Origin of the sequence: Thermosipho affectus, from assembly GCF_001990485.1 — a bacterium.
Lineage (GTDB): Bacteria > Thermotogota > Thermotogae > Thermotogales > Fervidobacteriaceae > Thermosipho > Thermosipho affectus.
Window position 1 is genome coordinate 1 of sequence record NZ_LBFC01000001.1, and the last position, 22,674, is coordinate 22,674.

Here is a 22,674-nt window from a genome sequence, read left to right on the forward strand (position 1 = left end):
GAATACAAAAATACCAAAAAAATTAAATAATATAACTCCAGCATAATACTAAAGTCATGCTATTTGAGAGATTGATTTTTGATCCAACTTCTATATTTTTTCTGCTAATTCCAACGCACCGTTAACTGCATCGAAAATTTGTCCAACTTTTAAAGCATCACCTACTAGATATACGTTTTTAATCTTTTTTGAAAGAGTGTTGTATAAAGAATTTTCGCTTTTTGTTCCTGCTGTCACAATTATTTCATCGAAATTTCCAATAGATTCAATTTTTCCATTGCGATTAATAAATACTTCATTATTTTCTTTTATTTCTTCTACAGATGAGTTGGTATAGACTTTTATCTTTGATAAGTATTTTAGAGAGAAAAGTTTTTTTGAAATAAGCTCCATTCCTCTGCCAATTTCATCAAATAATTCAACTATTGTTACATTTTTACCATTATTAACTAATGCTTCAGTAACTTCAACACCAATTAATCCTCCACCTATAACTAAAATTTTATTTCCATTAACTTTTTTACCCGAAAAGAAATCAAAACCAGTAATATATTTTTTAAGTCCTTTAATTGATGGAACAAAAGGATTTGCACCTGTGGCAATTACAATAGCGTCAAAGTCTTTATCATCAAAGAATTTATCGTCAACTGTCGTATTTTTTATGATTTTTAATTCTTTTTCTGCTTTTCTTATCAAGTCGTCTAAAATATCTTTCATCGATAATTTTCCAGGTGCGTTATAAGCCATTACCCATTGTCCCCCTAAATAATTATTTTTTTCAAACAATGTTATATCATATCCTTTTTTCTTTAAGTATAAACCAGCAAAAATACCTGCTGGACCACCACCAACAATTGCGATTTTCTTCTTATCATTTGTTTTAGGAATAAACGTTTTATGAACTTCAGGATTCGCTATACAATTAATAGGTTTTCCACTTTTTACACTTGATAAACATCCTTGCAAACAACTCCCACATCTGATGTAATCATTTGAATGGTTTAAGATTTTATTTGGAAAATCAGGATCTATTATTAACTGTCTTCCAAAAACTACTCCATCAATTACGTGTTTTTCTAATAAATATTTGTATCTTTCATTTTTTTGCATTCTACCTGCAGATATTATTGGTATATTTGTCATGTTTTTAATAAGTTTAAGAATCTCATCCATAGGTTCAATTGGTAATGACATATGATTATAATACCATGGAACTGAATCACAAGCATTTCCCCAACCTACATGTATTATTGAAACATCATATTTTTTAGCCAAATCTATAATTGAACTTATATCTTTAAGACTAATCCCATCATCAATAAACTCACTTCCAGAAATTCTCAGAAAAATTGGGATGGTAACTGAATTTTTGATACTAGAGAGTAGTTGTTCGGCAAAAAGAAATTTATTTTCACCGTATTCATCTGTCCTTTTGTTTAATCTATTGCTATAAAATTGTTGAACCAGATATCCATGACCAAATTGTATTTCAATAGCGTCTGCTCCAGCGCTCTGAGCTCTCAAAGCAGCATTTTTAAAATCATTGATTATATCTCTTATTTCAGATTTTGACAATTCTCTCGGAAGTTGGTTTGTTGTTGGACATTTAATTGGCGATGGAGCGACTACATCCTCGACTATTTTCGGATTAGCAGCTCTTCCTGCATGATTTAGATGGACAACTATTTTTGTGCCGTATTTGTGAAGTTTTGTTATCAATTCTTTTAATTTTATTTCGTGTTTTTCAGAATTTAACATTAGTTGTTTAGGGTGTTCTTTTCCAGATAAAGAAACAGAAATTGGTTCAAGAATAACAGTTCCTACTCCACCTAAGGCTTTTCTTTCATAATAGTTAATCAATTGCTCAGTTATTAATCCATTTTTCGGTGTTGCTAAAGCAGTTTTAATTGGTGCCATAAAAATATTATTTTTTGCTTCAAATTCTTTGAATAACATATAATAATCTCCCCTTTAAAGAAATTAAGATCAATATATGTATTTAGCATATACGTGAATATTATATAATTTCCCGAATATATTGTCAAGGAGTGCACGTTTTAGTAAGTATAGGATAAAAATGTTGTTAAGTATTTTTGTATTTCTTCTTGTAAATGGTAATATTTTCAACTATTGGAGCAAGACCAACAAGAATAAATCCAAAAATTTTTACATAGTTAAATTTTTCATGAAATATTAATATGGATAATAAACTTGCAAAAACGAGTTCAAGTGGCATTATAATTGCTAACGAATGTGATGATAATTTTTTTAGTGAAAAATAATTTAAAGTTAATGGTATAAAAGTTGAAAAAATTGCAAGTAGTAATCCGTAATTTAAATATTCAACCTTTAAAGAAATATATTGCCCACTAAATACCAGTATAATTGTATAAAATAAAATTGTACCCAAAAAAGTATAAAAAATATTTTCGATAATATCAGAATTAATTTTTTTAATTCTTTGACTAGAAACGGTAACAAATAAAGCATTTAATAATGCTGAGGTTAAAACAATAGTTGTACCTAAAAATAAGTTGTTATTTTCAATACCTTTTTCACCAAAATTTGCTAGGGTCACCCCTGTAAAAGATAGAAAAATTGAAATAACACTTATAAAATCAATTTTATGTTTATAAATTAATTTTTGAAAAATTAGAACAAATATGGGATTAGTGAAAAAAACTACAGTAGCATAAGCTGGATTTAGAAATCTTAGTCCATAAAAAAACAACAAGGCTGCTATACCATAATTTAGAATACCTAAACTTCCGAAAACTGAGAAATGTTTAAGATTAAAATTTTTTTTATATAAAGAAAATAAAATTAATGACAAAAGAAATGAAAACAAAAATCTAATAAACAATATTTGTAAAGGTGTAGCACCAATTTCAAATGATAATTTTCCAAAAATCGAGGTTATTGAAGAAGAAAATGCTGAGATTATGGCTGAAAGTAAATGCATTGAATATCACCTCCAATAAGAACTATATACAACTTATGTTGTTATAATGTTACTTAATGATAAGTATCAAAAAAAACATTATAACATTTAATGCAAAAATAAAGGTATAAGTTTTTTTGTTTCCTAAGAATATTTTTGAAAAGTTATTAATCGAATTTTCAAGCTGTTCGATTTTATTTTTTTGTTCGTTTGTTTCATAAACAAGTTTTTCAATAATTCTTTCTTGTCTTCCTACCTCTTTACTTAAATCAATTATTTTATTATTTTGATTTTCACTAATTATCTTCATCATACCTTCTAATTTTGAAAAATTTGAAATTATTAAATTTTCTAATTTTTCTTGAGAACTTAATATATCTTTTTTTGTGTTTTCTAGCAGTTCGTTATTTTTATCTATAAGATTGTTTATTTGCTTTATCAACTCTTTAGTTTTAGAATAGAAATGTTCATATTCATCTTTTAATTTTTCTGTATTTTCGTTTAGTTTATTAAATTCCTCCCTAACTTTTTTTGCATTCTCATTTAATGTTTCTTTCAACATTTCTAAAATTTTTTTTGAAGATCTTTCAATTAACTCTATTGAAGCATTTAAATTTTTTAAATTTTCAATTTCATTTGAAATTTCTTCTAATATTTCATCTAAATCCACTAATTCATCCATTTTTTCTTCCTCCTTTGATATACATATTTATCTTTTTCACCTTGCTTAAAATTCTTTTTAAAACAACTTTCTTAGATAGTGTTGGAGCTAGATAATTGAATTTTAATATAATGTCTTTTAAGTAGAAATTATCAAGTAAGGTTTTATAAAACAATTTTTTTAAGTTCTCGTTAATATCAAAGTTAACGATTTTATTAAATATTGTATATACAAAGTTATCCAATTCATCTTCTTCAATATTATCACTTAAATACTTTAAAAAATTTTCCCAATCCCTTATTACTTCATCGTTGGTATAATTTAACTTAATTTTTGATAAAGTTGAAATGATATACAATGGAGGATTATCAGGATAACTTTCTAAAAGTCTTTGAACATTACCATACAGATTTTCAATTTTTTCAATATCTTCATAATAAATCTCATCCATAAAGTTAATAAGTTCTTTAATATTAAGTTCTTTAATAAAATGTATTAAATCTTTAGTATAAACGGATTCATTAAAGTAATTCAAAATATATTTTTTAATTTCCTCATTTGTTTTTGCATTTCGTGCAACTTCAACCATTGTATATAGTGCTCTTCGCCTTTGTTTTTCTATTTCGTCATAAACAAATTCTATCAATGCTTCGATTATTTTTATCATAAAATCTTCAAATGACATTTTATTTTTAAAATATTTTTTTACAAAATTATCAATATATGTCTTTGTTTTATACCTTTTTAGATAATTAATAAGGTTTTGTTTTATTTCTTCGACATTCAATTTCCTTAATTTTAATTCATAAGACCTTGATGAATTTTCATATTGAATTGTGTAATCTTCTACAACACCTAATATCGTTAACCTATAAATAGCTTTTTCAAAATTTTTATCCAAGCTTTTAATAGTTAAGTATCCAACTTTACCATTATCTAGCTTTTTAATATATGGTTTTAATTTTTGAAAAAGTTTAATTAAATTTTTCCTTTCAATCTCTTCTCCTTCAAATGAACTAAAATGAAAAAATGCTTGTGTACTTATATCATCATATACTTTATACTTTGAATAGATTTTGTTTGCTTGTTCATTAGAAATAGATACATTTAGGATAGCATCGGTAAATTTATTATAATCTTCAGAATAGATCAAAAAGCAATATGCTGGTTTTCTATCTCTCCCAGCTCTACCCGCTTCTTGGTAAAAAGATTCAAGTGATGAAGGTAATGTATAATGAATTGTATATCTAATATTAGGCTTGTCAACTCCCATTCCAAAAGCTTTTGTCGCAACAAGTAATGGAAATTCATTATTTTTGAATTCTTTTTGGACATTAATTTTGTATTTATCATATTCTTCATCATTCATATTTGAATCTTTTGGTTTTTTACCGGAAAAGATTTTTGAATTTATCCCCAAATTTTTCAAAAATTTTGAAATTTCAAATACCCCTTTTAGACCATTGACTGTTGAAGTGAATATTATTCCAGATTTTGTTTTACGATCATTTAATTTGAATACATCATTTGTTTCTAATAACGAAGGCAATTTATTAAACAAGATATCTTTTAGAACTTCATTCTTATTATTAGATGGAGTTGAGATAATAAAAAATGTTAATTCATCTCTTTCAAAACTTTTTGGATAAATTTTTGCACTATTTTCAATTTGTAATTCTTTTTGAACGTCATTTAATACTGCATACGAAGCCGTACCCGTTAACGCAACAATAGGAGGTTCATAATCATCATGTTTTGCAATATTTTTAATAATTCTTGCTACATTTAAATATGCTGTTCTAAAATCATGCCCCCATTCTGAAACACAATGTGCTTCGTCGATAACAACGAAAGGCACAGGGAGAAATTCAGTTAATTTTTTCAAGTTTTTTCTAAAACTTTTTATTTGTAATCTTTCTGGAGCAATAAAAATAAATTTATACATTCCATTTTTTAAATTTTCAAGCACAAAATCTTTTTCTTCGATTGAAAGATCACTATTAATATATGCAGATGAATTTATTCCCAGCGCTTTTAAGTTATACACTTGATCAAACATTAGAGATTTTATAGGGTCAATAACTATTACAGGCCCAGGTTGCAACAATCCACTTAGTTGGTAGCACAAGGATTTACCTGCACCTGTTGGTAAAAGACCTATTGTTGATTTTAAAGAAAGAATCCTTTTTATAATGGGGATTTGTCCATCTCTAAAATCAACTTTTCTAAATATGTTTTGCAACAAAAATCTTAAAACATCTTCTTTTGCTTTATTTATTTTAAATTTATATGGTTTAAATGAGAAAAACTTTGGAAGAAATAGATGGGGATTATTAGTTTCAAAGAAATGCATATTTTCATTTTCTGTTAATAAATTATATGTGCTATTATGAAGAGCAACAGTCTTATAATTTACAACTGAGATTACATCGTTTTGGGTTTCGTAATATTCATCATATTTTTTATGACTGAAGGAATTTGTCTTTGAAGATTCTGGTAATAATTCTGGAGTTTTTAGGGCACTTCTAACAATAACGTATGGAGAATTAGTTTCAAGCTCTTCAACATTTAACTTATATCCAATATCTATTGTTAAATCATATTCATCTTTATACAAATCAAATGTATAGTAATTTACTTCAACGTTTTTTTCCAGGATTTCCAAGGTTGTGTCTTCATTTCTATAAATATCAAGTTTTATCTTTGGTAAGTTATAATCAAATAACTTCGAAATTTTATTCATATAATTGTATGCATCAACAATAGAAATTTCAGAAAATTTCACATCCCTTTCAATAATAGCTATATTCCAAACTTCTTTATCATCTAATATGCCATCTGTTATAGCATTTGTCAAAACTTTGTGTAACCATGAAGATAAAATGTATTTAGCAAAAAAATTATTTTTTGTTACATTATACATTTTCAATTCACTAAAATATTTCTTTATAACTTTTAAAAAATACTTTTCATCTTTTAATTCAATAATATAATCAATGGTTCCAGTGTCAGATAATTTTCTGTATGATAACAAATCACTCATTGAATCCATAATAGATTTATCGTAAAAAATAGAAGCAAATGTTGGGATTCCTCTTGAAATAATATTGTTGAATATTTTTGCTGTTAATATTAGTGGATTATCTTCATTGAATTTTCTTTCATAGTTTTTTAAAATCTTGAAATTAAAATTGTTCATTTTATCATAATATTCCTTTAGAGTATTTCTCAGGGCATGTGAAATATATGAAGCTTCACCATGGTAAAATTTTTTGTTTATTTCTAGATCTTCTTCATATTCAATAATATAATCTTCTAATCTAAATTTTTCATTAAAAGTTTTTCCAAGAAAAATTCCAATTACATTTTTTGCACCCAAATTTTTAAGTTCATTTGCTATATTTAAAAATGAATTTCCAGAGGTTATTATGTCGTCAAAGAGTATTATCTCCTTACCTTTAATCTTTTCCGAATCAAACTTTAAATATTCAAGTATATTACCTTTAAAATGTTCTCTATGTTTTGAAGGTCTGTCGATTAAATTCTTGATAAAATCGTATCCATTAATAACATCTAATTTTACCGAAAGATTTTTAACAAAATTATTATAGCGAATTTCTGTTTTTTCTTTATTTGATGCCGGAATAATAGATATTGCCGTATTATTTTTATCATTAATTATATTATTTTTTATGATAAGCCTCGATATTATGTCACAGAAAAGTTCCGATATTTTCTCGTTACCATCTTTGAATTCATAAATGTATCTTCTATATATTCTTTCTTGGTCATCTAAAATATCATCAGAAAAGCTATTTTTAGGATAATAAGTTGAAAGAGAGAAAATAGAATAGTCGTCAATTTTAAATTTATATTCAAAATCTGTAAAATATATATAATGATACTGATCTGTTTTGAAAAAATTTTCAATTTCGATATCTAGTATATTTTGTTTGTTTTTTCTATTTTTCAACTATATTCCCCCTATTAAAAAACTTCTTCTAAATAAATACGAATAAAATTATAACACATAATTTGGTATAATTTAATAAAGAAAAAAAGGAGATGATCTTGTGAAAATATATAGCAAGATTCAATATATAGCATTTAGCATTCTATATTCAAAAATAAACGGGAATTTTCCAAAATATAATTACAAAAACTTAGCAAAAATATTTTTACATTCCAAAGAAAATGATATTAACTTATTTGAGGCACCAGAAAAAGAGGTAAAATCATTTTTCGAAAAATTTAGTATTAATATATTTAATTCTAGGCAAAAAAATATTGTAGGTAAGATAAAGGAATTCATAGATATTTTCGCAAATAACGAAAAATTACTGATGCAAGCTGAAGAGGAATATATTCTTTGCAAAAAAAACAACATTAATATTTTAACATATGAGGATGATCTATTTCCTAAAAAACTAAAAATTCTAGATGACATTTTCCAACCAGTTTATACAGTGTATTTTAAAGGACCACTTCTTGATTTTGATAAGCTAAGATCTCTGGCTATCGTTGGTTCTAGAAAAGCAGAAGAGATTGGAAAAAAATTGGCAAAAAATATTGCAAAAAAACTTGATAAAACTTTCATAATAATTAGTGGACTTGCAATTGGTATAGACACATTTGCACATATTGGTGCACTCAAATCAAAAATCCCAACTGTTGCTGTGTTGGGACAAGGTCTAAACAAAATTGAACAAAATTTATATCCTAAGGAAAATATAAAATTAGGATTAGAAATATTGAAAAATTCCGGAATGATTTTGTCAGAAGTTCCTCCATCAAAAAGAGTTAATAAATACTATCTTTTGTACAGAAATAGAATTCAAGCCGCTTTATCGGATTACATTATAATAATTGAAACTGCCGAAAAAGGTGGAACGATTAAAACTATTTTCTATGGAGAGAAATTAAAGAAGAAGATATTGATCTTTAATCCCAAACAAGAACAACTGAAAATTATACAGAAAAACAATCCGGAAGTTATCAAAGGAAACATTAAATTATTGAAAAATCGAAAATTCCTGTCGTTTTCTAATGAAGATGAATTATTTCTTTTGATTAATTCAAAAACTTTATTAGAGAACACACTTTTTAATGAAAAAGAGATTTAAATTTAGAATAACCTAAAATAAGATGTAGAATTTTTAGTATGTTAAATACTTATTAAAAGAAATTGTACTCAAATGAATTTATGTTGGAAAAATTTTTTAAGGAAAATTCAAGAACACTGAAAAAAGATGAAGATGGAGGAAATTAATATGAAAAAATTTCTTGTATTAAGTGGTGGCGCTGCAAGGGGGGCTGCTCATGTTGGGGTTATACGTGCGCTTGAAGAAAAAGGATTTGTTCCAGATGCAATAATTGGAGTAAGTATCGGAGCAGTTGTTGGTGCAGGATATGCTGTCTTAAAAGATTCAAAAAAACTTTGGGATTATTCTGAAAAAATTTACAAGAAATCATTTAAATTTTTCCCTATTATCTTTTCATCAAATAGAAAATTTAATCGCCATTTTGCAAAGATAAGTTGTTATCATATGACAAATAAGGTTTCTGTTTTACCTTCAAAATTATATTTTAAAATTTTTGAAAAGGCTTTTGGGAAACTTTCTTTTGAAGATTTAAAGATAAAATTTTATGCTGTATCAAATGATTTGAAAAGTGGAAAAGTAATTATTCATTCTTCTGGAAAGATTATTGAGCCACTTAAAGCTTCCATGGCAATTCCAGGTATTTTTCCTCCAGTAGAATTTGAAGATAAAATTTTGGTAGATGGCGGGACAATTAACAATTTACCAACAGATATTGCAAGAAAACTTGGAGCTGATTATATAATTGCAGTTGATTTGTCTGAAAATAATAAGAAAATAAAAATACCTAAAACTTCAAATGATATACTTAATGTGATTAATCATATGTGTGGAAATAAGATTCTTTCATTTTTAATAAAAGAAGCCGATTTTATTGTTAGACCACCTGTTAATAATATTGGAACATTTGAGTTTAAACGTAGTTTGGAAGTAATGGAAAAAGCATATAAATATACTAAAAAGATTGATCTTCCAAAGGAGATGTTGATGTGAGAATTCATGTGGGAGGATATGGTTTACAAGGTTTAGCTGCAATTCCAGCTATTGAAAGATTTTTATCTCCCAAAGATAAAAATTTAGAGATAATAGCAAATGGTCTTGCTGGTTTTTATGCAATTTTGTTTGAAAATTTTGGAAGTGAAAAAGCAATAGAGAAAATAAATAGTTTTGTAAAAAAATTTGAAAGTACTTTTTGGATCATAGATAGAGTACAAAAAAAAGAAAAGATTGACAAAAGAAAATCAAGAAAAAATAAAATAAAATACTGTATTCTTTGGAGTACTTCTATAGCGATTCATAAATGGAAAGAAGTTGAGGAGTTTTTAGGTGGTTTAAATGAAGACACGTGTGTTAAAGCTGAGGTAATAAACCTTGAAAAGCAAACAGTAGAACTTTATGAGGGCTCTTCTTATAATGTCGCAAAAGCCTGTCTTGCTTTTCCAGGAGTTTTTCCGCCTTTTAAAAGAAAATATATTAATACAACATATCTTTCACAAATACCTGTTTCATTTATAGAAGATGGCGATATAGTAGTATTGAACTTTCGTGATTTATCTCAAATTAAATTTGAAAGTGCCAGCGAAATTCTTCTTCAGGCAATGGAATGTAGGATGATTGAATTTGCAAAAAGAGTGCTAGAATCAAAAAATGTGGAGAAAATTGATATTAACCAACAAATTACAAAATTATAACTATATTTCTTTTTTTCTTTACTTTTTCCCTCCTTTACTTTAGGCTATATCATTTATCTATCGTTTAAATAAAAAAACAATAGGGTATTACTCTAATTTATTTGTGGCCTTTTATTAATACCATACTTATATCATCTTTTTGGTAAATATCTATATTTTTTTTCATAGCTTCTTCGTATATTTTCTTCAAATCTTGGGTATTGCTAAATAATTTTTCTAATCCTTTTGATGTTAGCATATCTTTTTTAGAAATTTTCAATTCTGTTATTCCATCTGAGTAAAATAGAATCTTTTTATTTTTGAGATCTATAATTGTTGGGTCGATTTTGGAGTTAATAAGCCCCATCCCCACGGGAAATGTTCGAGAAACTTCTATAATCTTTGTTTTATTGTTATCAAATATAATTGGATCAGGATGTCCACAACTTATTATTTTTATTTTGGTTCCTTCAAGCTTCCCTATTATAGCTGAAAAATAATTTTGTTCACAAATTTGTTCAGCGTGTTTTTCTAGTATAATAGGAAGTTCACTGATTGATAATTTGTCATCTTCAAGTATTGAATCTATTAAAAGTTTTATGGAAGTAGAAAGTAGTGCTGCTGCAAGCCCATGACCACTTATATCTATTAACATAATCCACGGTTTTTTGTAATATATTAAATCCCCACCAAGAACATTAGAAGGATAATATACAAATTCTACTGTATCATCTTCTTTTGGTAATAGAGCTTGTTGAATTTCAAAGGCTTTTGAAAGTTCCCTATCAGCTATTGAAGCATCTTCAAACATCTCTATTGCTCCGATAACATTTCCATTATCATCTTTTAAAGGCATAGCATATACACTTACAGGTATTCTATTCCCTTGTTTGGTCAGGGAATATACAGCAAATGGTACTCTAAAATATTTTTTATTTTTTATTGACATAACAAGTGGGCATAAATCTGTACGACATACAACTATACCGTTTCTGTCTATATGTTTGAGTATATTGTTTGAGCAAGATCTTCCAACAACTTCTTCCATGCCATATCCAATAAGTTTTTCAGCTGCTTTATTCCAAAATTGTATATTTCTGTTTGTATCAACTACATATGCTGGAATGTCTAAGCTTTTAAGCCAATCCATTATCTTGTATTCTTCTAAGAGTTTTTTAAAATTTATCATACTATCCGCTCCTTTTTCATAAGAATAATTTTAAAAAAATATTTATCCTCAAATTAAGAATATCATATTTTTTCCTATTTAAAAACAACTTCTAAAAACTTCTAAAACATGGAATTTAATTTAAGATTTGGTAATATAAAGTGTTATAATAAAAACAAGTACTGTTAATATAAATACATAAAGGAGTGATATAATGATAAAAAAGTTTGTATGGTTATTGACAATTTATTCCATAATTGTATTTCCAATTGATGTTTACTATGAATTAATTGTACCAAATAAAACTGAAGACACTGTTCAAGAATTATATAACTTTATTTTGGAAAATGACCCTAAAATTTCGCTTACTGATTACGGAATCACTAGAAAAAGTTATGAGTATTTATATTCTCCATATCATGAAAAATTTCAAAAACATGTGTTAACTATTCTAGATTATTTTTTGTTCAAAGAAGTTAATTCTGAATATGTTTTACCACTAAATTTTATTGAAGAATTTAAGATTCAAGGTGATATTTACTTGTACTGTATATTGCTGTTCAACAAAGATTTAAAAGTTATTACAAAATCATTTAATACATATGCATTCGATGAAAATGGTACCATATCTTCTGATGCATTGAGTATTTACAATTCTTTGATTGAAATTGTTAAAAAAATGTTTGAAAATGATCCACCTATAAATTATAACATTGATAATATTTTACTAACTTTATATTTAGATATTTCTGAAAAAGGTAAGGCAATTTTGGAGGTTATTTTTATTTCAAAAACAAAGAAAAATATGGGGTTGCTTTATTTTATAATGTAGTTATACATTGAACTTTAATTTGTTTGTTAATCTCAAACAATTTTGAAGTTTGATTTGTTCATGATTATGATACATATTTTTGTAAATCACTTATTTTGCTTCACTTACGGTGTTTTTTCCTTTTGCCACACCTTTTCGAATATCCTCATTTGCATTCCTGATAGTAGTTAAAGCCCTCTCTATTGTATCAGTTTTTTTGCTTATCTGTTCAAGCAATTGAATTAAAGTTTCTATAATTTGTTTGTATTTACCTATATCTCCTTCTTCATTTAATTTTACATATCTATCTTGTAAAGTATGGGCTACAACAAATACATCTTTATAGCTACAAATATATACTTTATTCTCCTTTCCCATTTCAATAAGTTCTGGAGCGAGATCAAGGATTGATTCTGGAACTACTAAGATACAACTATCAATTGTATTTACAAGATTTTGATATTTTTGTATTCTTTGTATTTCTTTCTTTACTTTATTTATTATCTCTTTTTTTAGTTTTTCTCTTAAATTTATATCTTCTTCTTCATTATACTTTTCTAAAATCTCAAATATGTCGGGTAATTTTGAATCAATTGGAATATATTTACCATCTCCCAAATCCCAAGCAAATTCAACTTCTCCGTTTTCTGTTTTTAGATTTGCTTTTATTAATCCCACTTTTATTGATTCCTTAATTGCATCTTTTAATAATATTTCTCCTGTTATACCACGAGTCTTTGTTCCTGAAACTGCTTTTGTGAAAATAGAAATCATTCTTTTCATATCCTCTATCTGAGCATCTCTTCTTTTTTCAATTTCCTCTCTTGACTTTCCTTGTTCAATTAAAAATTGTTCAGTATTTTTTCTTTGTTCTTCAAAAAAATTTTTCATTTGTTCAACAAGTTCAGAAATTCTTTTATCTTTTTGCTCATCAATCATTATCGTTTTCTGGGTTAATTCTGAAAATAACTTATGAGTATTTTGAATAAATTCATTTAACCTTTTTTCTCTTTCTTCATCTAATTTTTCTTTTTGTTTTACAGCCTCAAATCTTGATTTTTCAATTTCTTCATATTTTGCTTTTAATTCAGCAATTTGAATTGAAAGATTATTTATAATGGAAAGCTGATTAGAAAAATCTTCAGATTTTTTATCTCTTTTTCCCAAAATATAACCAAATTTATATCCAATAAAAATACCGATTAGCAAACTTATCATAGCAACAAAAACGTAATTCATAAAACACTCTCCTTTTTTAATATGTTTTGACTTAATTTTACCATAAATGTTTGATATAATTTAGAAAGGAATAAATTGAAAACAAGGAGGGGCTTTCATTTTCAAAGTAACTATTTCTGGCTTATTTATGGCTTTTATATTCGGATTGTCGTTTCTTTTTACAAAAAATGCCCTTGATTATACTTCCCCGATGAACTTCATAGCAATTCGATTTACGATTGCTAGTTTGTTTTTGTTCTTTCTTTCTATTTTTAAAATAATTTCCTTGCAAAGAAAAAATTATTTTAAATTATTAATTGTATCTTTATTTCAACCGATTTTATATTTTATATTCGAAACCTCCGGGTTATTATACATTCCATCCTCTGAAGCGGGGATTTTAATCGCTTCAATACCTATTTTTATAACATTTTTAACTCCTATTGTTTTAAAAGAAAAAGTACATAATATGAACTTTTTATTTGTTTTCTTAAGTTTTTTTGGAGTTCTACTAATAATTGGTTTTAACAATTTTAAAGGAAACATTAAAGGGGATTTGTTGATACTTTGTGCTGTTTTTTCGGCAACTTTTTATAACTTCACTTCAAGAAAATTTTCAAAAGAATTTCAACCGGTTGAAATAACTTTTTTTATGATGATTATCGGTGCCATCTTTTTTAATGCATTGGCAATTATAAGAGGAGAACTTGATTATACAGTACTAACAAATATTCATGTATTGATCGCGGCTTTATATCTAGGTATTCTATCTTCTTCTGTAGCATTTTTCCTTGTCAATTATATGCTTTCTAAGGTATCACCTACGCAGTCATCAATTTTTGCTAATTTAACTACTGTTACATCTGTTTTGGCAGGTGCTTTATTTAGAAACGAACAAATAACTTTGAAACACATAATAGGAATGACGCTTATTATATTAGGTGTTTGGGGAGTAAATTATTATAAGTATAATAATTCTTAATAATTCTTAGGACCAATTAATTTATTTTAGATAAACTGTTATCTCGTTGGATAAGCTTCCAGCTTCAGGAATTTGTTTATAAACATAGATTCCTTTTCCAACAAATTTTATTTTGAAGAATTTTTCTAATACCAATATTTGCCTTAAATTCCATCCTTTTACATTTGGTACAATGCCAGGAGTTACAAAGATATAATTCTCATTTTTGGTGTAATAATCTTTTACAACTTTTATAAGTTCGGAAAAAAGTGGAGCAGCAACTTGACTTGATAGCCCATAACCTTTGGGATTTCTAACCCAAACCATTCCCGTATATAAATTATCTTTAATCGAAAATCCTCCTAAAAAAGTCATCATATATTCCTTATTTCCCGGCTTTATTTGACTGGTACCAGTTTTTCCTAGTATATCAATTCCAGGTACTTTTGCTAATTTTCCCGTACCATTTTCTATAACATCTCTTAGAAATTCTTTAACTAATTTTGCAGTTTTTGAAGTTATTACTCTATATCTTTTCTGATATGAATCAAGTACGATAGTTGGCGATATGTATATACCATCATTCAAAATACTGTTAAAAGCCGTAATTAATTGAATTGGAGTTACACCTATAGAATAACCAATAGGTAAATAAGCCCAATCTACTTTCGACCAGTTTTTAGGATTTTTTAGGATTCCTTTAATTTCTCCTGGAAGTTCTATATTAGTTAATTCTCCAAAATTAAATGTTTTAAAAATTTTATATAAAGTTTCTTTTCCAAATTTACTTACTAATTTATCAGAAGTTTTTACCGCAGCAATATTACACGATTCAGATATTGCTTTTTTCAAATTTATTAGTCCATGTGGGTGTATGTCTGTAATTTTTATACTTAAATTTTTTTCAGGATAAATATAACCATTGCATAGGAATGTTGAATCTTTTGATATAACTCCTAAATCTAAAGCTGCTGCATAAAATATTGGCTTAATTGCTGATCCTGGTTCAATATATCCCATTGTGTAATCTGGCCAGGAATTTGTAGTTACTAGTGATTTTATTCTACCAGTTTTTGTTTCCATTAAAATTATTCCTACGCTTTCAGCATTATATTTTTTTTTAGCTTTAGTTGCTAGCTTGTAAATATTTTTTTGTAAGAGAGAATCTATTGTCAATTTTAAATTATTTCCATTTTTAGGAGGTATATATTGGGTTATAGTTCCATTTTTATTAAACTGACCAGAAAATTTGAATATAATTTTTCCATTTTTCTTTCCTTTTAGATAAGAATTATATACTTTTTCAATTCCGCTAATTCCATTAGAAGAATTTACCTTTCCAATTATCATGTCCATACCATAGTTTAAAAGCGAAATTCTCTTAGAACTGATTGATATATTAACAAACTTTCTCAAGTTGCTTGGAATTTTTCTTTTAATATCATCGATGTCATATGCTTCACCAATTTTATTAAATTCTTTGTTAAAATCTATTTTTACACCAAATCGACTTTCTAAAAGTTTTAAATCAAAATCCAATGAAGGATTATAAAATCTTTTAAAAAAACGGGTGTCAAAGTATGCTACATAATATGGAATGCTCGTTGAAAGGAGGTTTTCATTGCAATCAAAAATCTTCCCTCTTAATGAAGGAATACTTAATTCTAAAACTTCTTCACTATTAGTATTGTTAATTTTAAATAAGCTGAGCATCTCTATGAAAATTATTACAGTTAGAACTATGTATATAAAAATTACTCTAGAGTTTTTCATTTCAAGGTTTCAGATCCAACCATTAATGCTTCTATGTTTTTGTTTATGTTGATTATTTTCCTATTTAATTCTAAAGTTTCCCTTTTAAACGCCTCTTTCTGAATTTGAATTTCCAAATTCAATCTTGAATAATGGAGAGAAATGGCAAAAGATAGAATTACCAAAATAACAGGAATTGTAACAAAAAAAACAAATTTAAAAAATTTAGATAATCTAATACTAACTTCTTTACTTCGCTTCGCTTGTACACTAACAGCCATAATGTTCCCCCCTTAAATACGCTCCGCTACTCTCAATTTTGCACTCCTTGCTCTAGGATTACTTTTTATTTCATCTTCACTAGGCTTGATTGGTCCTGCTATTTGCTTAAGAAATTTCGAGTTTTTAATAAAGTGCTTAACTATTCTATCCTCCAGTGAATGAAATGATATTATAGCCAATCTCCCTCCTATCTCTAAAAGCTCTTCAGCATTCTTTAACAATTGTTCTATATTTTTTAATTCTTTATTTACTTCTATTCTTATTGCTTGAAAAGTTTTTGTTGCAAAATGTCTCCTTCTTTTTCTAAGTTCAGCTGGTGGTAAAGCCTTTTGGATTACTTCAACTAATTCTCTAGTTGTGTTTATCGGTCTGTTATTTACAATTGATTTTGCAATACGCCTCGAGAATCTTTCTTCGCCATATCTAAAAATAATATCTGCAAGTTTTTTCTCTGAGTATGAATTAACAATATCGTGGGCACTTGTGGTTTGTTCCAAATCCATTCGCATATCTAAAGGTTCATCTCTATTAAAAGTGAATCCCCTATCTTCAGCCTTTAACTGATATGTTGAGATACCTAAATCTGCAAGAATACCTGAAACTCTTTCAATTTCCATAGTTTTCAATATCAATGGAAGGTCAACATAGGAGGCTTTTATGAGGGTGACATTACCAAACCCTTCAAGTCTTTGCCTTGCAAGTTCCAAAACTTCGAAATCAACATCAAAACCAATAATACGAGAGTTTGGACACTTATTGGCAATTAAAGCAGTATGTCCACCTTCTCCAACTGTACAATCCACGTATATTCCATTATCGTTCCATATAAGGTAACTTATAACTTCTTGTGGCAAAACCGGAATATGCTTATCATTGTATTTTCTCATACTATCTCTCCGCTCCGCTATACTTACACATTGTAAAGAATAACATATGTATTTTTAAATTCAAAATTAAAAGAAAAAAAGACTAAGTGCATTTAAGCACTTAGTCATGGTAATTTGGATAATTTTAAAATATAAAAACAATAGTATACATAATTATTACGATAATATTTCATTTAACCTTTTAATGATTTTTCAAGGATCTTTTTAGAAATAATGTTATGTTTTTCAATATATTTACTTATTTCAAAATTTACAAACTCGCTATTAAATATCTTAATCTCCCCATTAATAACGGATAAATCGACTTGTTTTGCATCGCAGAGTAATATTGCATTAATAGGATTGTGAAGTGCTCCCGCAAATTCAACTTTATCAAGTTTAAAACCAATAAAATCTGCTGCTTTGTCTTTTGCTAATGTACCAAGATAATCATCTACGTGTAAAACTTTTGCACCACCCAAAGTACCCATCTTCAAAATTTCTTCGATCGTTACAGCTTTAGCACCATACTTTACTCTTTGTAATAAAAGTGCATTTCTCAATTCTAGCAACATGTTATTTGTGTCATTGCTAGCACTTCCGTCAACTGCTATACCTATTTTTAATTTTTTCTTCATTTCTGTAACTGGGGATATTCCAGACCCCAACCGCATATTTGATGATGGACAATGGGCCATTCCCACATTATTACTGGACAATTTTTCTATATCTTTTTCGTTTAAATAAACTAAATGTGCAAACCACACTTTATCGTTTAACCATCCTAATTCTTCCATATAATCTACTGGTCGCTTACCAAATTTTTCAATACAATACATTTCTTCATCGTAAGTTTCGGCAAGATGTGTGTGGAGAAGCACGTTATATTTTTCTGATAACTTTAAAGTTTCAATCATAAGAGTTTTAGTAACTGAAAATGGTGAACATGGAGCCAAGGCTATTCTTAACATTGAGTACTTTGATGCGTCGTGGTATTGTTTGATAACTCTTTCAGATTCGATTAATATTTCGTCATCTTTTTGTACCACAGTATCAGGTGGTAACCCTCCATCTTTTTTGCTCAAAGACATACTACCTCTAGTTGGATAAAATCTAATTCCAATATTTTTGGCAGCTTCAATTTCAGCATCAAACAATTTATTGTTCCCGAATGGATACAAATAAAGATGATCGGTAGTCGTTGTAACACCCGTTTTAATCATTTCATAAGTTGCGATTATTGTACTTATATATATTGCTTCTTCGTCTATAAACTTCCAAATCTCATATAAATAAACAAGCCAATCAAACAGTTTACTATTTTCAGCAAGTCCCCTTGTTAAGGTTTGAAACATGTGATGATGTGTATTTATAAATCCTGGAATAACCATATATCCATTTAAATCATAGACTTCGTCAGCTTCAATTCCCTCGTGATTTTTACCAATATCTATGATCCTGTTATTTTCTACCAAAATGTATCCATTCTTTAAGTTTCCTATTTTTTCATCAAATGTGTATATATAGGAAATGTTCTTAAACAATTTTTTCATGTAATTCACCTCAATCTTCAAAATAAATCTTTTCTAACTCATTTTTGTGTTTTTCTCTATACTCAACAATTAATTCATCGATTTCTTCAACTTTTTCTTGTTCCTTTTTCCAATAGTTATAATCTCTTTGTGCGTTTAATTCTTCAACAGTTTTCCCCTGTTGTTCTACCCAAGTATAATATTTTAAATTATGCCATCTTTCTTTGTTATACATAGTGCCCTCAAAAATCCAAGAAGGTTCCTGATATGAAATTATTCTTTCGTATCTATTTTTTGCTTCATTTAAAGTTAACTTTCCAAATTTTTCTTCTAAATCTTTCATAACGGACCTATATCTTTCAATTGAATCGGTAGCAACTATAAAGATATTATCATCAGCACCGAATTTATAGTGTTTTGCAACTTTTATTGCTCCAATCAGATTTGCAACACCAGAAATTCCAAATTTATCCGAAATAAATTCAATTAAATCTTTATTTACAAAACTTTTCAAAAATTCTTTTCCAACTGGATCACTAAAAACATGTAGCATTTTTTTCGAGTCTATGTCATCAACTAGTACTACGGCATCATTATTTAAAACGTTATGTATCCAAGTTACGTGCTTATCGCCAATACCTTGAATGTCATGTCCTCCGTATCCATTAAGTGAGATCGTAGGACATTGTAAAGGTTCTACTGTTACAACTTTTGCATTTGGAAATTCTTGTTTTACTCTATCTCCAGAAGCAATTGTTCCTGCAGAACCGACGCCAAGAACAACAGCAGAAATTTTTCCATTACCTATATTTCTCTTTTTTACAAGATCAATCATTGAATTTCCTGTTACATAGTAGTGAAATCTATAGTTTCCAAATTCCTCAAATTGATTTAAAATCCTTATTTTTTCAGGATTTTTGTTATATAACTCCTTTGCTTTATCATAAATTTCTTTGACATTTGATTCACATCCAGGAGTTGCAATAACCTCAGCACCATATGCTCTGATAATTTCAAATCTTTCCTTACTCATAAGTTCTGGCAATAATACAATTGATTTATAATTCATTCGTGATGATACCCAAGCACCGCCTATACCGTAATTTCCAGTAGAAGGCCATACTAAAGTATGTTTAAATGGATCTACTTCTCCACTTACAGTTTTCTCTGCTAAAATTGAATATGTTGCACCAACTTTATGACTTCCAGATGGAAATTCCTTTGCATAAAGCACTATAATATTTGGTTTTACACCTGTTAATTCACTTGGAAGAATAAAATAGTAGTACTCGTTATTTTCGTTCTTCCATGTGATATTAAATAAATTAATAGGATGCAATGGATCTTTCTTTTTCGTTTCAAGTGCTCTTTTTCTAATCTTTGAATCAACTTTTTCTGGGTTAAGCATTTCAGAAAATGTAGGCCCAATCACAGGAACTTTTTTCATAACTATCACTCCTTTTTTATAATTTCTTCAATAGATACAGGAATTTTATTTAACTGCTTCCCTATAGCAGCTGATATAGCGTTTAAAATAGAAGGTGGGGCACTCATTAGTGATGGTTCACCCAATCCTTTGGCACCAAATGGACCTTCTGAAAAACTATCCTCTACAAAGTCAACATAAAATTCAATAGGAATATCTTTAATTGTGGGAATTAAATAGTTGTTGAAATTTTTAGTTGTGATTTTTCCATCTTTGTACTTTAAATCTTCAAAAAGAACATACCCCATTCCTTGAATAACTCCACCATGTACCTGTCCAATTGCTCCATCCAAATTTATAACTTTTCCTATATCATGGCATACCCAAACCTTTTTTAATTCTATTTTGCCAGTTAAAATATCGACTTCTACTAATGATAATTGCGTAGCATACGAATAAGTAACATATGCTTCACCAACACCATCTTCGTGATTAAAATCAAGTTTTGGAGTTTTGTACCATCCCGTTTCAGATAACTTTACGTTATTATTATTACAGAGCATAGCAATCTCATTAAAAGAAAATTTTTTATCATTCACGTAAACAAAGCCATCTTTGAATTTTATTTCATCTTTTTTTACGTTGAAGTATTCTCCCAAGAAGTTTAACATGTTGTTCTTAATTTTTTCGGTAGCAATTTTTACAGCATTACCACTGAAAAAAGTAGTTCTTGATGCAACTGTTGGCCCACTATCCTGGATAAATAATGTTTGAGGCTGTAATACCCTAATTTTTGATAAATCTTGACCTAAAATTTCTGAAACAATTATTGAAATTGTTGTTTTGGCACCTTGTCCCATTTCAGTATTGCCTATCATAATGGCAACTGTTCCATCAGATTGAACATTAACCATTGCTGTAGCTCCATCTAAAAATTGTCCACCAGCTCCTAAGCTCACCCCATAGAATATGTGAGCCCAGCCTAGACCTTGTTTTTTTAACAAATTGCTTTCGTTAAATTTTTTAACACTTTCCTTTAATTGTTCGTAGTTTGAAGCTTCATATACCTTTTTTAAAGTTTCCTTGGCCCCCACAGATTCAGTAAGTAAATGTCCTGTGGCAGTTTGTTTATTCTTTTCAAGTGCATTTTTCATTCTGATATCGAATGGATCAATATTAAGTTTTTTAGCAGCTATGTCCATCATTGATTCCATTGCCATCAAAACTTGTGGAGAACCAAATCCTCGGAAAGCACCGCATGGAACTTTATTTGTGTAAACTCCATAGACATCGACTTTTACGTTATCAACACTGTATGCCCCACATGCATGAACCATTGTTCTGTACATAACTATTGGAGATAATGTGGAATATGCCCCCATATCAAGATAAATTTTTGCTTTAACACCAAGAATTTTTCCTTCTTTATTAAATGACACCTCATAAAATGATTTGCTAGGATGCCTTTTACTAGTTTCTTTAATATCCATCTCACGTGTGTAAATTAACTTAACAGGCCTTTTAGTTAAAAAAGATAACAAAGCAGCCTTTGAGGCAATATAAGATGGCACATCTTCTTTTCCGCCAAATCCTCCACCCGTTTCAGTTTGGATAACATTAATATCTTTTAAATCTATTCCTAATATTTTTGATACATCTTTTTGTACATAAAATGGGCATTGTGCAGATACATAGAGTTCTAATTTATCAGAATAATTTGCAACAACACCTTGTGTTTCAAGATAAGCATGTTCTTGATATCCAGTTTCAAAGGTTTCTTTGATTATTAAATCTGCATTTTTAAACGCATTTTCAACATTCCCTCTTCTAATTTTTCTTGTAAATGCCACATTATTCTCATGCACCAAAACTTCATTTTTTATTGCATCGTCTATAGTAAAAACGCCTGGTAGCTCTTTTATTTTAAACTTTACCAATTCTTTTGCTTTTTTTGCAATTTCTGGAGTTTCTGCCGCAATTATAGCAAGAACATCTCCTTCAAATCTTACTTTTTCACCTTCAGGAACTAAAAAAAACATATCATCAATTACATGACCAAATTTATTTGTGCCAGGTACATCTTTATAAGTGGCAATCTTAACAACACCAGGTAATTTTTCTGCTTCACTTATATCTATATGTTCAAGTATTCCATGTGGAACATCTGCATAAACAACCTCTGTATAGAGCATGTTCGGAAAGTAATAATCAGAAGCATATTTAGAAATACCGTAAGCTTTTTCTTTTGCATCAATTCTTATTACTTTTTTTCCAATTATATTCATAT

General features: G+C 28.0%; 17 protein-coding genes. 5 read left to right on the forward strand and 12 right to left on the reverse strand.

The genetic code is table 11. The features are described 5' to 3' along the window. Nucleotides 1–90: 90 nt before the first annotated feature. From XJ44_RS00005 to XJ44_RS00020, 4 genes are all read right to left on the reverse strand, one after another. Complete coding sequence (locus XJ44_RS00005; RefSeq protein ID WP_077197663.1) at nucleotides 91–1,956, reverse strand: NAD(P)/FAD-dependent oxidoreductase; 1,866 nt, start codon at nucleotides 1,954–1,956, stop codon at nucleotides 91–93. Nucleotides 1,957–2,083: 127 nt separating this feature from the next. Continuing rightward, entirely contained in the window at nucleotides 2,084–2,962 is an 879-nt protein-coding gene (locus XJ44_RS00010; RefSeq protein ID WP_075665045.1) for a DMT family transporter, read from the reverse strand. 49 nt (nucleotides 2,963–3,011) lie between these two features. Then, complete coding sequence (locus tag XJ44_RS00015) at nucleotides 3,012–3,623, reverse strand: coiled-coil domain-containing protein (RefSeq protein WP_077197664.1); 612 nt, start codon at nucleotides 3,621–3,623, stop codon at nucleotides 3,012–3,014. Further along, on the reverse strand, nucleotides 3,616–7,575 hold the full coding sequence (locus XJ44_RS00020; RefSeq protein WP_077197665.1) for a RecQ family ATP-dependent DNA helicase: 3,960 nt from the start codon (nucleotides 7,573–7,575) through the stop codon (nucleotides 3,616–3,618). Before XJ44_RS00020 ends, XJ44_RS00015 begins: the two co-directional genes overlap by 8 nt. A gap of 100 nt (nucleotides 7,576–7,675) precedes the next feature. On the opposite strand from XJ44_RS00020, the gene XJ44_RS00025 reads away from it, so the two are divergent. From XJ44_RS00025 to XJ44_RS00035, 3 genes are all read left to right on the forward strand, one after another. Then, nucleotides 7,676–8,725: a DNA-processing protein DprA gene (locus XJ44_RS00025; protein WP_077197666.1), complete on the forward strand. Its 1,050-nt coding sequence runs from the start codon at nucleotides 7,676–7,678 to the stop codon at nucleotides 8,723–8,725. Between the two features lie 147 nt (nucleotides 8,726–8,872). Then, the gene (locus tag XJ44_RS00030; protein ID WP_075665049.1) at nucleotides 8,873–9,694 is read left to right on the forward strand and encodes a patatin-like phospholipase family protein; all 822 of its coding nucleotides are present in this window, start codon (nucleotides 8,873–8,875) and stop codon (nucleotides 9,692–9,694) included. Continuing rightward, nucleotides 9,691–10,392 carry a hypothetical protein gene (locus tag XJ44_RS00035; protein WP_077197667.1) on the forward strand — a complete coding sequence of 234 codons (702 nt, stop codon included), beginning with the start codon at nucleotides 9,691–9,693 and terminating at the stop codon, nucleotides 10,390–10,392. The genes XJ44_RS00030 and XJ44_RS00035 overlap by 4 nt, the downstream gene beginning before the upstream one ends. 97 nt (nucleotides 10,393–10,489) lie before the next feature. Here XJ44_RS00035 and XJ44_RS00040 read toward each other — a convergent pair whose 3' ends face one another. Continuing rightward, nucleotides 10,490–11,560 carry a SpoIIE family protein phosphatase gene (locus XJ44_RS00040; RefSeq protein ID WP_077197668.1) on the reverse strand — a complete coding sequence of 357 codons (1,071 nt, stop codon included), beginning with the start codon at nucleotides 11,558–11,560 and terminating at the stop codon, nucleotides 10,490–10,492. 193 nt (nucleotides 11,561–11,753) lie between these two features. On the opposite strand from XJ44_RS00040, the gene XJ44_RS00045 reads away from it, so the two are divergent. Beyond that, nucleotides 11,754–12,371 carry a hypothetical protein gene (locus XJ44_RS00045; RefSeq protein WP_077197669.1) on the forward strand — a complete coding sequence of 206 codons (618 nt, stop codon included), beginning with the start codon at nucleotides 11,754–11,756 and terminating at the stop codon, nucleotides 12,369–12,371. 90 nt (nucleotides 12,372–12,461) lie between these two features. Here XJ44_RS00045 and rmuC read toward each other — a convergent pair whose 3' ends face one another. Beyond that, complete coding sequence (gene rmuC / locus XJ44_RS00050; RefSeq protein WP_077197670.1) at nucleotides 12,462–13,589, reverse strand: DNA recombination protein RmuC; 1,128 nt, start codon at nucleotides 13,587–13,589, stop codon at nucleotides 12,462–12,464. Between the two features lie 127 nt (nucleotides 13,590–13,716). Between rmuC and XJ44_RS00055 the strand changes: the two genes are divergently transcribed. After that, nucleotides 13,717–14,550 (forward strand): DMT family transporter, encoded by an 834-nt coding sequence (locus XJ44_RS00055; RefSeq protein WP_077197671.1) that lies wholly within the window; start codon nucleotides 13,717–13,719, stop codon nucleotides 14,548–14,550. Nucleotides 14,551–14,571: 21 nt separating this feature from the next. Here the strand turns inward: XJ44_RS00055 and XJ44_RS00060 are convergent, their stop codons facing one another. The 6 genes from XJ44_RS00060 to XJ44_RS00085 all read right to left on the reverse strand — a co-directional run bounded on the left by XJ44_RS00060 (nucleotide 14,572) and on the right by XJ44_RS00085 (nucleotide 22,672). Beyond that, on the reverse strand, nucleotides 14,572–16,242 hold the full coding sequence (locus XJ44_RS00060) for a penicillin-binding transpeptidase domain-containing protein (protein ID WP_233119481.1): 1,671 nt from the start codon (nucleotides 16,240–16,242) through the stop codon (nucleotides 14,572–14,574). A 56-nt stretch (nucleotides 16,243–16,298) separates the two neighbouring features. Next, on the reverse strand, nucleotides 16,299–16,562 hold the full coding sequence (locus XJ44_RS00065; protein ID WP_075665055.1) for a hypothetical protein: 264 nt from the start codon (nucleotides 16,560–16,562) through the stop codon (nucleotides 16,299–16,301). Between the two features lie 12 nt (nucleotides 16,563–16,574). Continuing rightward, on the reverse strand, nucleotides 16,575–17,450 hold the full coding sequence (gene rsmH / locus XJ44_RS00070) for a 16S rRNA (cytosine(1402)-N(4))-methyltransferase RsmH (RefSeq protein ID WP_077197672.1): 876 nt from the start codon (nucleotides 17,448–17,450) through the stop codon (nucleotides 16,575–16,577). Nucleotides 17,451–17,623: 173 nt separating this feature from the next. Further along, nucleotides 17,624–18,982, reverse strand: a complete 1,359-nt coding sequence (locus tag XJ44_RS00075; RefSeq protein ID WP_077197673.1) for an 8-oxoguanine deaminase — start codon at nucleotides 18,980–18,982, stop codon at nucleotides 17,624–17,626. A gap of 10 nt (nucleotides 18,983–18,992) precedes the next feature. Next, nucleotides 18,993–20,408 carry a PLP-dependent cysteine synthase family protein gene (locus XJ44_RS00080; protein ID WP_077197674.1) on the reverse strand — a complete coding sequence of 472 codons (1,416 nt, stop codon included), beginning with the start codon at nucleotides 20,406–20,408 and terminating at the stop codon, nucleotides 18,993–18,995. A gap of 5 nt (nucleotides 20,409–20,413) precedes the next feature. After that, on the reverse strand, nucleotides 20,414–22,672 hold the full coding sequence (locus XJ44_RS00085; RefSeq protein WP_077197675.1) for a xanthine dehydrogenase family protein molybdopterin-binding subunit: 2,259 nt from the start codon (nucleotides 22,670–22,672) through the stop codon (nucleotides 20,414–20,416). Nucleotides 22,673–22,674: the final 2 nt, after the last annotated feature.

Coding starts and splice junctions, on each gene's coding strand:
- XJ44_RS00005 (WP_077197663.1), bottom strand. CDS start 1,956: ATGTTATTCAAAGAATTTGAAGCAAAAAATAATATTTTTATGGCACCA.
- XJ44_RS00010 (WP_075665045.1), bottom strand. CDS start 2,962: ATGCATTTACTTTCAGCCATAATCTCAGCATTTTCTTCTTCAATAACC.
- XJ44_RS00015 (WP_077197664.1), bottom strand. CDS start 3,623: ATGGATGAATTAGTGGATTTAGATGAAATATTAGAAGAAATTTCAAAT.
- XJ44_RS00030 (WP_075665049.1), top strand. CDS start 8,873: ATGAAAAAATTTCTTGTATTAAGTGGTGGCGCTGCAAGGGGGGCTGCT.
- XJ44_RS00040 (WP_077197668.1), bottom strand. CDS start 11,560: ATGATAAATTTTAAAAAACTCTTAGAAGAATACAAGATAATGGATTGG.
- XJ44_RS00045 (WP_077197669.1), top strand. CDS start 11,754: ATGATAAAAAAGTTTGTATGGTTATTGACAATTTATTCCATAATTGTA.
- rmuC (WP_077197670.1), bottom strand. CDS start 13,589: ATGAATTACGTTTTTGTTGCTATGATAAGTTTGCTAATCGGTATTTTT.
- XJ44_RS00055 (WP_077197671.1), top strand. CDS start 13,717: ATGGCTTTTATATTCGGATTGTCGTTTCTTTTTACAAAAAATGCCCTT.
- XJ44_RS00060 (WP_233119481.1), bottom strand. CDS start 16,242: ATGCTCAGCTTATTTAAAATTAACAATACTAATAGTGAAGAAGTTTTA.
- XJ44_RS00065 (WP_075665055.1), bottom strand. CDS start 16,562: ATGGCTGTTAGTGTACAAGCGAAGCGAAGTAAAGAAGTTAGTATTAGA.
- rsmH (WP_077197672.1), bottom strand. CDS start 17,450: ATGAGAAAATACAATGATAAGCATATTCCGGTTTTGCCACAAGAAGTT.
- XJ44_RS00075 (WP_077197673.1), bottom strand. CDS start 18,982: ATGAAAAAATTGTTTAAGAACATTTCCTATATATACACATTTGATGAA.
- XJ44_RS00080 (WP_077197674.1), bottom strand. CDS start 20,408: ATGAAAAAAGTTCCTGTGATTGGGCCTACATTTTCTGAAATGCTTAAC.
- XJ44_RS00085 (WP_077197675.1), bottom strand. CDS start 22,672: ATGAATATAATTGGAAAAAAAGTAATAAGAATTGATGCAAAAGAAAAA.